The 13540-nt window shown below is 40.3% G+C and carries 12 protein-coding genes; 10 read left to right on the forward strand and 2 right to left on the reverse strand.

Annotated elements, in window-relative coordinates:
• The first annotated feature begins 6 nt into the window (after positions 1 to 6).
• The 10 genes from nusA (at position 7) to pnp (ending at position 10473) form a co-directional block, all read left to right on the forward strand.
• Positions 7 to 1158, forward strand: coding sequence for a transcription termination factor NusA (gene nusA, locus BJ095_RS13345; protein WP_107932790.1), 1152 nt, complete (start codon positions 7 to 9; stop codon positions 1156 to 1158).
• Positions 1159 to 1224: 66 nt separating this feature from the next.
• On the forward strand, positions 1225 to 1503 hold the full coding sequence (gene rnpM / locus BJ095_RS13350; RefSeq protein WP_107932792.1) for an RNase P modulator RnpM: 279 nt from the start codon (positions 1225 to 1227) through the stop codon (positions 1501 to 1503).
• Complete coding sequence (locus BJ095_RS13355) at positions 1500 to 1802, forward strand: YlxQ family RNA-binding protein (protein ID WP_107932794.1); 303 nt, start codon at positions 1500 to 1502, stop codon at positions 1800 to 1802. The genes rnpM and BJ095_RS13355 overlap by 4 nt, the downstream gene beginning before the upstream one ends.
• A gap of 14 nt (positions 1803 to 1816) precedes the next feature.
• A complete protein-coding gene (gene infB / locus BJ095_RS13360) occupies positions 1817 to 4291 on the forward strand; it encodes a translation initiation factor IF-2 (RefSeq protein ID WP_107932796.1) in 2475 nt (824 codons plus the stop codon).
• Positions 4291 to 4569 carry a DUF503 domain-containing protein gene (locus BJ095_RS13365; RefSeq protein ID WP_107932798.1) on the forward strand — a complete coding sequence of 93 codons (279 nt, stop codon included), beginning with the start codon at positions 4291 to 4293 and terminating at the stop codon, positions 4567 to 4569. Before infB ends, BJ095_RS13365 begins: the two co-directional genes overlap by 1 nt.
• A 229-nt stretch (positions 4570 to 4798) precedes the next feature.
• Positions 4799 to 5140: a 30S ribosome-binding factor RbfA gene (rbfA, locus tag BJ095_RS13370; protein ID WP_107932800.1), complete on the forward strand. Its 342-nt coding sequence runs from the start codon at positions 4799 to 4801 to the stop codon at positions 5138 to 5140.
• A 529-nt stretch (positions 5141 to 5669) separates the two neighbouring features.
• Positions 5670 to 6578: a tRNA pseudouridine(55) synthase TruB gene (gene truB / locus BJ095_RS13375; RefSeq protein WP_107932801.1), complete on the forward strand. Its 909-nt coding sequence runs from the start codon at positions 5670 to 5672 to the stop codon at positions 6576 to 6578.
• Between the two features lie 19 nt (positions 6579 to 6597).
• The gene (gene ribF / locus BJ095_RS13380; RefSeq protein WP_107932803.1) at positions 6598 to 7551 is read left to right on the forward strand and encodes a riboflavin biosynthesis protein RibF; all 954 of its coding nucleotides are present in this window, start codon (positions 6598 to 6600) and stop codon (positions 7549 to 7551) included.
• Between the two features lie 133 nt (positions 7552 to 7684).
• The gene (gene rpsO / locus BJ095_RS13385; RefSeq protein WP_107932805.1) at positions 7685 to 7954 is read left to right on the forward strand and encodes a 30S ribosomal protein S15; all 270 of its coding nucleotides are present in this window, start codon (positions 7685 to 7687) and stop codon (positions 7952 to 7954) included.
• Positions 7955 to 8358: 404 nt separating this feature from the next.
• Positions 8359 to 10473, forward strand: a complete 2115-nt coding sequence (gene pnp / locus BJ095_RS13390; RefSeq protein ID WP_107932807.1) for a polyribonucleotide nucleotidyltransferase — start codon at positions 8359 to 8361, stop codon at positions 10471 to 10473.
• A gap of 841 nt (positions 10474 to 11314) precedes the next feature.
• Here pnp and BJ095_RS13395 read toward each other — a convergent pair.
• Entirely contained in the window at positions 11315 to 12598 is a 1284-nt protein-coding gene (locus tag BJ095_RS13395; RefSeq protein WP_107932808.1) for an ABC transporter permease, read from the reverse strand.
• Positions 12588 to 13283, reverse strand: a complete 696-nt coding sequence (locus tag BJ095_RS13400; RefSeq protein ID WP_107932810.1) for an ABC transporter ATP-binding protein — start codon at positions 13281 to 13283, stop codon at positions 12588 to 12590. Before BJ095_RS13400 ends, BJ095_RS13395 begins: the two co-directional genes overlap by 11 nt.
• Between the last annotated feature and the right edge of the window lie 257 nt (positions 13284 to 13540).

A 13540-nucleotide genomic window follows, 5' to 3' on the forward strand; every position in this document is an offset into this window, starting at 1 on the left:
AACAAAATGAGTAGTGATTTACTAGATGCTTTAACTGCTCTGGAGCAACAAAAGGGTATTTCAAGAGAAGTAATAGTTGAAGCAATCGAAGCTGCATTAGTAACTGCATACAAACGAAACTTTAATCAAGCACAGAATGTACGTGTAGATTTAAACTTAGATAACGGTTCAATGCTAGTTTATTCTCGTAAAGATGTAGTAGAGGAAGTTGAAGATGATCGTCTTCAAATTGCTCTAGAGGATGCAAAAGACATTAACCCTGCCTATGAAATTGGGGACGTACTAGAACAAGAGGTAACGCCTCGTAACTTTGGACGTATTGCTGCTCAAACAGCAAAACAAGTGGTAACACAACGAGTTCGTGAAGCAGAGCGCGGCATTATTTACGAAGAATACGTAGATCGTACTGATGATATTGTAAATGGTACAATCGAGCGTCAAGATGCTCGTAACATCTATGTGAGCTTAGGTAAAGTTGAGGCTGCATTACCTGTGAATGAACAAATCCAAGGTGAAGTATATCGACCACAAAGCCGCGTACGTGTTTATATTACAAAAGTTGAGCGTACAACACGCGGACCTCAAGTAATTGTTTCTCGCACACATCCAGGATTACTTCGCAGACTTTTCGAAATGGAAGTTCCAGAAATTTTCGAGGGTATCGTCGAAATCAAATCAATCGCTCGTGAGGCTGGAGATCGCTCTAAGATTTCTGTATTCGCTCACAACCCAGAAATTGATGCAGTAGGTGCTTGTGTAGGTGCTAAGGGTGCCCGTGTACAAAATATTGTTAACGAGTTAAATGGTGAAAAGATTGACATCGTAGAATGGTCAGAGGATCCAATCGTCTTTGTGGCAAATGCTTTAAGCCCTTCAAAAGTGCTTGATGTAATTGTAAACGAAGAAGAAAAATCTACAACGGTTGTTGTACCAGACTATCAATTATCACTAGCTATCGGAAAACGTGGACAAAATGCACGTCTTGCAGCGAAATTAACAGGCTGGAAAATCGATATTAAGAGTGAAACAGACGCACGTGAAGCAGGAATTTATCCAAACGAGTCAAGTCGTTTTGTTCCAGTGGAAGAGGCGAACAATGATAGTGATTTCTATGATGAAGATGTAACATATGATCTTTATCAAGACGACGAAGAATAAGCTAGAAGCTATAAAGCGTAAATATGGTTAAGGAATGTGCTTAATCATAAGGGAAGGTGAATTCTTATGGCAACACAAAGAAAGGTTCCTTTACGTAAATGTGTCGTAACAGGCGAGATGCTTCCTAAAAAATCAATGATACGTGTTGTGCGCTCAAAAGAGGGCGAGGTATCTGTTGATATTACTGGGAAGAAATCAGGACGTGGGGCTTATATTTCAAAATCGGAAGATGCAGTGGAAGCTGCTCGGAAGAAAAATATATTAGAACGCCAGCTAGAAGTGAAAATCCCTGAAGAGGTTTATGATGAATTGATTAAACTGATTCGCAGGGAGTCAATTCTATGAGTGAACTACTCCAACTACTAGGTTTAGCAGCTAGAGCAAGGAAGATAGTTACTGGGGAAGAGTTAGTAGTGAATTCAATACGTACAAATAAAGCTAAGCTGGTGCTACTAGCAAATGACGCCTCAAAGAATTCTAGCAAGAAGATTCAAGATAAATGTACGTATTATAACGTTGAGTATCATGTGTTTGGTGATCGCTACCAGCTAGGGACTGCAATTGGTAAAGAAGCACGTGTCGCAATAGCTATCGTAGATAGTGGATTTGCGAAAAAGATATCTAGTCTACTCAACGAAAATTAATCGGGGGTGAGCAGATGACCAAAGTAAGAGTTCATGAATATGCGAAAAAAGTAAATAAATCAAGTAAAGAAGTAATCGAAGAGCTTAAAAAGCTAAACGTTACGGTTTCAAACCATATGTCGACGCTTGAAAGTGACGCTGTTACAAAATTGGATACTGTTTTTAAAGGATCTAATTCTGCACCAAGACACACAGAAGTACGTCAAGAGAAGAAGCAAGCTGCACCGAGTGGACAAAGAACTCAGTCAAACGACCAATCGAACCGTCCAAATCGCCCAGCAAATTCTTCAGCTAACCGACCATCAAATGGTCAAGGAAACCGCCCACAAAATGGATCAGCGAATCGTCCATCAAATGGTCAAGGAAACCGTCCACAAAATGGATCGGCGAATCGCCCACAAAATGGCCAAGGAAATCGTCCATCAAATGGCTCTGCAAGCAGACCAGCAAACGGATCATCAAACCGTCCGTCTAACAATAATACAGCGAATCGTCCAAACAATTCGTCTAACGAACAAAGATCAACGTCACAAAACAGTGGCGAAAAATTTAAGAATGCAAAAGGTAACCAAAATCGAAATATGTCCCAAAATAATAATAACAACTCAAACAACAATAACAACAAAAAAGGCGGCTTTAACAACAACCAACGTAAAAAGCCAGGTATCCATGGAGGCAAACGTCGCCATCCTAAAACACACCAACCAACAATTCCACAAGCTCCAAAAGAGCTACCGGAAAAAATCACGTTTTATGAATCTTTATCAGTTGCAGAATTAGCGAAAAAGCTACACCGTGAGCCATCTGAAATCATCAAAAAATTATTCATGCTTGGCGTTATGGCAACGATTAACCAAGAATTAGACAAAGATGCAATCGAGCTTATCTGTGCTGATTACGGCGTAGAGGTTGAAGAAGAAGTTCGTATCGACAAAACTGACTTAGATGTTTACTTCGAGCAAGCTGAAGTTGTCGAAGAAGAACAATCAGTACGTCCACCAGTTGTAACAATCATGGGTCACGTTGACCACGGTAAAACAACTTTACTTGACTCAATCCGTAACACAAAAGTAACTGCTGGTGAAGCAGGTGGAATCACTCAGCATATCGGTGCTTACCAAGTAAATATCGATGGCAAAAAAATCACATTCCTAGATACTCCTGGACATGCTGCGTTTACAACAATGCGTGCTCGTGGTGCAAGTATCACGGATTTAGCAATCATCGTAGTAGCTGCTGATGATGGTGTAATGCCACAAACAGTTGAAGCGATCAACCATGCGAAAGCTGCTGAAGTACCAATTATTGTTGCAGTAAACAAAATGGATAAGCCATCAGCGAATCCTGACCGTGTAATGCAAGAATTAACTGAGCACGGCTTAGTTCCTGAAGACTGGGGCGGCGAAACAATTTTCGTTCCAATATCTGCCTTAAAAGGTGAAGGTATTGATACGCTATTAGAGATGATACTATTAGTATCTGAAGTAGCTGAACTAAAAGCAAACCCAGGTCGTTCAGCTATTGGTTCAGTAATTGAAGCACAGCTAGACAAAGGTCGTGGCTCTGTAGCAACATTATTAGTACAAGATGGAACTTTACGTGTTGGTGACCCAATCGTAGTTGGTCATGCTTATGGACGTGTACGTGCAATGGTTAATGACCTTGGCCGTCGTGTAAAAGAAGCAGGTCCTTCAACACCGGTTGAAATCACTGGGATTAACGAAGTGCCACAAGCTGGTGACCGTTTCGTAGTCTTCGAAGATGAGAAAACAGCCCGTCAAGTGGGTGAATCTCGTGCGATGACTGCAATCCAAGCAAACCGTTCTGAAAAACAACGCGTAACGTTAGATAACCTGTTCGAACAAATGTCACATGGCGAAGTTAAGGAATTAAACTTAATCGTTAAAGCTGACGTTCAAGGTACTGTGGAAGCAATGGCTGCATCATTAATGAAAATCGATGTAGAAGGCGTTAACGTGAAAATCATTCACACTGGCGCTGGTGCGATTACAGAATCGGATATTTCATTAGCAGCTGCTTCAAACGCAATCGTTATTGGATTTAACGTTCGTCCGGACGTAAATGCAAAACGTGCTGCAGATGAAGAAGGCGTTGATATTCGTTTACATCGTATTATTTACAAAGTAATCGAAGAAATCGAAGCGGCGATGAAAGGGATGCTTGATCCTGAATTTGAAGAAAAAATTATCGGTCAAGCTGAAGTTCGTCAAACGATTAAAGTATCAAAAGTTGGTACAATCGCTGGTTCATATGTAACTGAAGGTAAAATTACTCGTGACTCAGGCGTTCGTATCATTCGCGAAGGTATCGTTATTTTCGAAGGGGATTTAGATACGCTAAAACGTTTCAAAGACGATGCAAAAGAAGTAGCAAAAGGTTACGAATGTGGTATCACAATCAAAAACTTCAATGACATTAAAGAAGGCGACATTATCGAAGCCTTCGTAATGGAAGAAATTAAACGATAATGATCGTTTACGCGGAAGTTGAGTTTATCATTTCTGAATCCCATTCGTTAAAGGAAAAGCGAGCTGTTCTACAGCGAATGATTACCCGAACAAAGCAGAAATTTAATGTTTCTGTGGCAGAAATAGATCATCAAAATGTATGGCAACGGACAAGAATCGCTCTTGTCTGCGTGTCTTCATCTAAGATGAGTGCAGAGCGAGAAATCAATCATGCACTTCACTTCCTAAAGTCTAACCCTTCCTGGGAGCAACTCGAGGTCTGGACAGACTACTTATAAAATGGCGGTACTCGTTCTCGTTAAGCTATAGCTTTAAGAAATTTTTGATGCTCCTTTTATTACGAATCGTTTGCTTTTACAAGGCAATGGGTACGTAAAGTAGGAGGCAATATTTTAGCGGATAAGAAAGAATAAATCCTTCTTATCCGCATAAGTGTAACTAAGGCTAATTGTCAAAAAGCTCGGCAATTAGCCTAGTTTTCTAATCTTTATACAGAGGTGTCACTATATGTCATTACGTTCAAATCGAATAGCAGAACAAATGAAAAAAGAGCTTGGTGATATCATCACTCGTAAACTAAAAGACCCACGCGTTGGGTTTATTACAGTAACAGATGTAGAAGTTTCTGGTGACTTACAACTAGCAACAGTCTACATCTCATCACTAGGCAATGACCGTGAACGTGAAGAAACGCTAAAGGCTTTAGCAAAAGCTGCAGGCTTCATCCGCACTGAAATTGGTCATCGTATTCGCTTGCGTCGCACACCAGAAATCACATTTGAATTCGATTCATCTGTAGAATACGGCAACAAAATCGACGCACTTCTACGTTCACTAAACAACGACTAATCGATCAATTAAAAGCAAAGCCTACATCTGCATAAGCAAGTGCGATGTAGGCTTTTTCTTGCTGCCCGCAAGCTACTTCAGTTGATAAAAATTTAGGGAAACAAGTAAAATATTGACTAGGGTTTGTGAAGTGTCGGGATTAATCAAGAAACTGTCGGGATTTTCAGCAAAAGTGTCGGGATTATTTCAAAAGAAGCTTTTGCACAAACTTAGTAGTAGGAAACTATTGCTTATTAATATGTCACTTAAGTTTTAAGCTTGATTAAAGAAAAGTGCTAAAGTGTTTTAATAAATTTGTGCCAAATTTATTAATAATGCACTATGCACTTTTGAAGTGGCTAGATTATCAGCAAAAGTGGCTAGATTATAAAAAGAGCGACTACGTTTATTAATTAGCAGTCAAAAGAATGATAAAATTGCATCAAATTCAATAAAAAATTGATGGGTTAATTTGAGTTGACGGAAACGCCTCTAGTTCTGGCGGATATCGCAAGTCTTCCTCCGCCACCCCATCCAAAGGAGCTTACATATGAACGGCATTTTACCTCTATGGAAAGAGCGCGGCATGACAAGTCATGATTGCGTCTTCAAGCTACGTAAAATTTTAAAAACGAAAAAGGTTGGCCACACCGGGACACTCGATCCGGCTGTAGAAGGCGTATTGCCAATCTGTATTGGGCAAGCAACAAGAATTGCAGAATATTTAACTGACGCGGGCAAAACATATGAAGCAGTTGTATCTATCGGCAGAACTACGACAACTGAGGATGCAGAAGGCGAAACGGTTGAGGAGAATTTATCTCCTAAAACATTCTCACGTGAGCAGCTACTAGAAGCACTTCAGCAACTAACAGGCGAAATTGAACAAACTCCGCCGATGTTCTCAGCAGTAAAAGTAAATGGAAAAAGACTTTATGAGTATGCTCGAAAAGGAGAAATCGTTGAACGTCCAACTAGAAAAGTAACGATTTATTCGCTTGAATTATTGGATGATGCACGAAGCTTCGAGGGGGAAGAAGTTACTTTCCGAATTCGAATCGCCTGCAGTAAAGGCACATATATCCGAACACTTGCTGTTCAAATTGGGGAGAAGCTTGGTTACCCTGCACACATGGCATCCCTTGTTCGTACGGCATCTGGCACATTTACTAAAAAAGATTGCGTTACACTCAAACAGGTGGAAGAAATCATGAACGAAGGGAATATCAATGAGGTAATCCTTCCTGTTGAATATGCATTGACAGCCTATCCATCTATTGAGGTTGACGAATCAATTGAAAAACAAATTTTGAATGGACAAGTTCTTCCAATTCATGCATTATTGAAAGAAAATGATAAAATAGTTTATAGCATCCAAGGTAAGGCTTACGCGGTCTATATTCAACATCCAACAAAAGAAGGGTACATGAAACCAGAGAAAATGTTCCCGATCAACTGATTAGGAGGCAAGATCCGTCATGAAGGTAGTACATTTAAAATACCCGCATCAACTTAATTTAGTAAACGAATTTTCTACTGCATATTCTTTAGCAGTGGGTTTCTTTGATGGCGTACATAAAGGACATCAAGCCGTAATTCAAAACGCAAAGGAAATGGCAAAGCAACTGAATATCGAAAGCGCTGTCATGACTTTTGATCCGCATCCATCGATAGTTCTAGGAGGGCGCAAAGAACAAGTATTTTACATAACACCTCTCCAACAAAAGCTTGATGTACTAGAAGAGTTCGGTGTGGAAAATGTTTTTGTTGTTAATTTTACATCTGATTTTGCAAAGCTTTCACCAGAGGACTTTATTCAATACTTTATAAAAGACCTAAATGTGAAGCATGTTACAGCTGGTTTTGACTTCTCCTTTGGCCAATTTGGAAAAGGGAAGATGGAGACAATGCAGGAGCTAAGCAACGGAGAATATGGCGTAACGGTTATTGAAAAGCAGAGTGATGAAGAAGAGAAAATCAGCTCTACAAGAATTCGTGCATATCTTCAAGATGGTGACATGGAAAGCGCTGCTAAGCTTTTAGGTCGCGCTTTTGAGGTGCCAGGTATTGTAGTTCACGGAGACAAGCGAGGACGTACAATCGGTTTCCCTACAGCGAATATTCAGTCCATAGAAGGAAGCTTCATACCTGCTACAGGTGTGTATGCTGTTAAAATCCTTGTACAGGATAAATGGTATGATGGCGTATGTAATGTGGGCTATAAACCGACCTTTAAGAATCCTGAGGACAAGCAACTATCCATTGAAGTGCATATTTTAGACTTTGACAAAAACATCTACGGGGAAGAAGTTAAAGTAGGCTGGTATAAACGCATCCGTAGCGAGAAGAAATTTGATGGCATCGAATCGTTGAAAGCTCAGATTGAGAAGGACAAAAACGAAGCTATTGAATATTTCCAGGTACATTCGTAATAGTTGATTGTCAAACAGAAGTATGGTACTATTCATTAAGTGCATAGCACAAACCTTGGCTCGGCTTTTCGATTCTCCAACGACTGCTGTGCTAGAGGTGTAAAATAATTATTATTTGGGAGGTCCATTCAACATGGCAATTACAAAAGAACGTAAAAACGAAATTATCGCTGAGTACCAAACTCACGAAGGGGACACTGGTTCTCCAGAAGTACAAATCGCAGTATTAACTGCTGATATCAACGCTTTAAACGCTCACTTAAGCACTCACAAAAAAGATTATCACTCACAACGTGGTCTTCTTAAAAAAATCGGTCGTCGTCGTCACTTATTAAAGTACCTTCGTGAAAACGAAGTAGCACGCTACCGTGAACTAATCAAACGTTTAGGCTTACGTCGATAATACAAAAGCAGGTGCAGCTAGGCTCGATTAGATTCAAGCCTAGCTGCTAAAGCTACACATAAGGAAGCAGAGAACGATCTCTGTTTAAGAAAAGCGGGAACATTCCCGCTTTTTATTTATGTAAAAAGTATATGGTCAAATCTAGCAATTAAACCGATTATCAGTATTTAATTGTAAAATTTGGACAAATTGATAATAAAAAGTTTCTCTTTAAAAGATCAATCAGTCATAAAAATGGCCTGATTTTTAGATAATAGATATAGATCTCCTAAAATAATTGTAAAAATTATACGAATTAGACATAATTAGATTGAAAATATTTAGCATAGATATTGGTTTTTTGATACACTTACTATGATTATATTCGTGATGAAAGTGTGTTTCAAAAGAAAGGGGTTCATTAAATGACCGAAAAGAAAGTCTATTCATATGAATGGGCTGGCCGACAACTAGTAGTAGAAGTAGGACAGCTAGCAAAACAAGCAAACGGTGCTGCATTAATTCGATACGGTGAATCAGCAGTACTATCAACAGCAACAATGTCAAAATCACCGAAGCCATTAGATTTCTTCCCATTAACAGTGAACTATGAAGAACGTCTATATGCAGCAGGTAAAATTCCTGGAGGTTTCATTAAACGTGAAGGACGCCCATCAGAGCACGCAATCCTTGTTTCACGTCTAATTGACCGTCCGATTCGTCCAATGTTCCCAGATGGCTTCCGTAACGAGGTACAAGTTATCTCTATGGTAATGTCTTCTGATCCAAACTGCCCTACTGATGTAGCAGCAATGTTCGGTTCTTCTTTAGCGTTAGCTACTTCGGATGTTCCATTTGATGGCCCTATCGCAGGTGTGCATGTTGGGTATATCGACGGAGAATTCGTTCTTAACCCAACAACTGAGCAATCAGAAAAAAGCACTGTTCACTTAACTGTGGCAGGGAACAAAGATGCCATTAACATGGTAGAAGCAGGTGCATTAGAAGTACCTGAGGAAATCATGCTAGAAGCAATTATGTTCGGTCATGAAGAAATTAAGAAATTAATTGCCTTCCAAGAACAAATCGTTGCTGAAATGGGCAAAGAAAAAATCGCAGTAGAATTATACGAAGTGGATCAAGAAATTCAAGCACAAGTAAAAGCTATGTGTGAAGAAGATATGATCGCTGCTATCCAAACGGTTGAAAAGCATGCTCGTGAAGAAGCAATCGGTGTCGTAAAAGAGCGCGTGATGGCTAGCTTTGAAGAGCAAGAAGCTGATGATGCAACATTAAAACAAGTAAAAACAATTTTAGATAAAATGGTAAAAGAAGAAGTTCGTCGTCTTATCACTGAAGACAAAGTTCGTCCAGATGGTCGTAAAGTCGATGAAATTCGCCCACTATCTTCTGAAGTAGGCCTATTAGAGCGTACTCACGGTTCTGGTCTGTTCACACGTGGACAAACTCAAGCACTTTCAATTTGTACATTAGGTCCACTTGGCGATGTTCAAATCATTGATGGCTTAGGGCTTGAAGAATCAAAACGCTTCATGCATCACTATAACTTCCCACAATTCTCAGTTGGGGAAACAGGACCAATTCGTGGACCAGGTCGTCGTGAAATCGGTCACGGTGCTTTAGGTGAACGTGCATTACTTGCAGTTATTCCTGATGAAGCAGACTTCCCATACGCAATCCGTTGTGTGTCTGAGGTATTAGAATCAAACGGTTCAACTTCTCAAGCATCAATTTGTGCATCAACACTTGCAATGATGGATGCTGGTGTTCCAATTAAAGCACCAGTTGCTGGTATTGCAATGGGTCTTGTGAAAAAAGGTGAGCACTACTCAATCTTAACGGACATCCAAGGTATGGAAGATCACCTTGGCGACATGGACTTTAAAGTTGCCGGTACTGCTAAAGGTGTTACAGCACTTCAAATGGACATCAAAATTGATGGTCTATCACGCAACATTCTTGAAGAAGCATTACAACAAGCGAAAGCTGGACGTATGATCATTCTAGAATCAATGCTTGCAACACTTGCTGAATCACGTACAAGCCTATCGAAATACGCTCCAAAAATCGAAGTGATTCGTATCAATCCAGATAAAATCCGTGACGTAATCGGTTCTGGTGGTAAAACAATCAACAAAATCATCGATGAAACTGGCGTAAAAATCGACACAGAACAAGACGGCACAATCTACATCTCTTCAGCAAACGAAGAAATGAACAAGCGTGCTAAAGAAATCATCGAATCAATCGTACGTGAAGCTAAAGTAGGCGAGTACTACATGGCAACAGTAAGACGTATCGAAAAATTCGGTGCCTTCTGTGAAATCTTCCCTGGAAAAGACGGATTACTACACATCTCTGAAATCCAAGAAGAACGCACAAGCAAAGTAGAAGACGTCCTAAAACTTGGCGACGAATTACTAGTAAAAGTAATCGAAATCGACAACCAAGGCCGCGTCAACCTATCTCGCAAAGTAGTCATCAAAGAAGAAAAAGAACGCGCTGAACAAGGCGAATAATAATAACTTTAAAGCAGAGGGAGTAAGTTTCCTCTGCTTTTTTTGGGGGATTGGGAGGAAAACCACTTGGATTGCTACGGTTTGGAGCGAGTGATCTAGTGGAACGTCGTAAAAGCGTCAGCATTGCTACGATACGAAGCGGGAATTCGTTTGAAAAGTAGCAAACCAGCTAGGATTACTACCGTTAGGAGCGAGTAACCTAGTGGAACGTCGTAAAAGCGTCAGCATTGCTACGATTTGGAGTGAGAATCTGTTTGAAAAGTAGCAAACCGGCTTGGATTACTACCATTAGGAGCGAGTGACCTCGTGGAACGTCGTAAAAGCGTCAGCATTGCTACGATACGAAGCGGGAATCCGTTTGAAAAGTAGCAAACCAGCTAGGATTACTACCATTAGGAGCGAGTGACCTAGTGGAACGTCGTAAAAGCGTCAGCATTGCTACGATCCGAAGTGAGAATCCGTTTGAAAAGTAGCAAACCGGCTTGGATTACTACCGATAGGAGCGGGAATCCTTTTGAAAAGTAGTAAAACAGCTTGGATTGCCACTATCTGGAAAAAGTAACCTCATGAAAAGTAGCAAACCGGCTTGGATTACTACCATTAGGAGCGAGTGACCTCGTGGAACGTCGTAAAAGCTCAGCATTGCTACGATTCAAAGCGAGTAACCACATGAAATGTAGCAAACCAGCCTCCTATGCTACAATCCGAAGAAAGTTCCCTCATGAAACGTAGCAAACCCACCACGCCCACCACTTTGTACATCAAACCGCCCCCATCTCAATAAGAAAAACCGATCAACACTGACCGGTTCCCGAGGTAACTCTATATTCAAAGTCCAATCCTATAACTCCTGTCTCAAGGCCTGGATTACTTCGATTTTTGTTGCGTTTCGTGCTGGACGTAAGCCGGATAGGATGGCTACTGCTAAGCTGATGCCTCCAGCGATTACGACTAGGCTCCATGGAATCAATGAGAATGTAATATCATAGGACGATAAGTCTTCATCTGAGAAGGCGAAGGAAACAACGTAAGGTAAAATCGCGTTTGCGGCGAAGCTTACAGCGTATGAAACAATAATCGCTAAACCGGTTCCTAATAGCCCGATGAATGTGCTTTCCATTAAAAAGAGTCGTTGAATCAACGATGGGGAAGCGCCAATCGCCTTTAACACACCGATTTCCCTAGTTCTTTCTGTTACGGCCATCGTCATTGTATTGAAAATACCGATTGAAGCGATGAGAACTGCGATTGTCCCGATGAATACGAGTCCGATTTTAAAGATTAAGAAGAACAAATCGAGCTCTTCTAATTGTTCTACCTGTGAATATACTTGATAATTTTGCTCTTTCAGCAATTCTAACACGGGCATGACATTTTCCATCGAATCCACATAAATTGTTGTCGATGGATATGTTATTAAATCAGGGTACGATACTAATAATGAATCACTAAACTGAATACTTGTGTCTCTGTACCAATCGTAAGAAGGCTCTTTTAATATCCCGACAATTGTAAAAGCAGCAGGTTCCATGTATTCCTGTGTGTTCTCATCGTAAAGCTGGATATTTACTTCTTTATTTAAAAGCGCATCCTTATAGCCTTCTTCAGAACCATCATAATATGAGCCGGCTTCTTCAGCTTCCCTCGACTTTCTTTCAAGCTCCGCTAAATCAGCTTCATTCAATAAGCTTTGGCCATAATGATAGCCCACGACAATTTCATTTGCATTTTCTGGTAAACGACCTTCACTAAGGCTAGAAGGGAGCTTATTTTGAGCAGTCATATCGGCAATGGATGCATTGGTTTCTCCTGTACGATCATCCAAAGATGATTTCACCATACCGTTGATTTCTGCTCTATTTAAGACTACATTTACGTGATCGATGCCTTCGATATAAGCCACATCTTCCTCTGCAAGCGTTTCGTCGCCCCAAAGCTCGATTTGGGTAATTGCGTCATCATTTAAAAGCTCACTTTTTAAAGTGTGCTGTATTCCAAATCCAATCGAGGCTAGAACGATTAAAAACGCACAACCAATCATGGCAGCTAAAACGGTCATGGTAACGCGTAGTTTGTTTTTCTTCATATGCTGTAAGACAAATTGTAATTGGTCCTTAAATAACACGGCTCATACCTCCAACTAAAACGCCATCTGTCATGCGAAATTGTCGATCAGAAATCGTTGCAACCTCTTCGTCATGAGTGATGATAACGAATGTTAAATTTTCTTCTTTATTCAGCTTGCGAATCAAGGCTAAAATTTCTTGCTCGGTTTGGGAGTCAAGGCTTCCTGTAGGCTCGTCCGCTAAAATAATCGGTGGGTTTGTAATCATGGCTCTTGCAATAGAAACACGTTGCTGCTGCCCTCCAGAAAGTTCGTTTGGATAATGGTCTGCAACCTCTGTTAACCCCACTTTATTTAGTAATTCAGTTACTTTTTGTGCACGTAAATCACGGTTTACACCTTTTAGCTTCAAAGGTAGCTCAATGTTTTCGAAAACCGTTTGTGCCGGCAGCAGCTGAAAGTTTTGAAAGATGAACCCGAAATTATCCAGGCGAAAGGCAGCGCTCTGCTTTTCGTTATAGCCTGCAATCTCCGTATTGTTTACTAGAATTGAGCCAGAGTCTGGCTTCATAAATCCAGCAATAATTTGAAGTAAAGTTGACTTGCCTGAACCGCTTTTTCCAACAATCGCGATGATTTCTCCGCGTTCAATGTGAAAACTAATTCCCTTAAGTACTTCTACTTTTTTCTCATGCCCCTTCTTCCCAATCGAGAAGGTATGATGTAAAGCATCCACTGTAATCATAGTTACTCATTCCTTTATCTGTTGTGATAACTTCATTGTAGAGGGTGATTCTGAAGATAAAGGAAGCATAAATATGAAGAAATTCTTAAGAAATTTAAAGATATGCATACAAAATTAAAAGTTTCTAAGTTGAAGGTTCGAGAAGTTTAGCATATGATTAATCAAATAAGCCATTGTTTGAAAATGGCGGGAAATACACAGATAAAAATAACTGAAGATAGCTTCAGATTAAAAGAAAATTAGATAGGTGTGGGGAA

It is taken from the genome of Ureibacillus chungkukjangi (assembly GCF_003217295.1).
Classification (GTDB): domain Bacteria; phylum Bacillota; class Bacilli; order Bacillales_A; family Planococcaceae; genus Ureibacillus; species Ureibacillus chungkukjangi.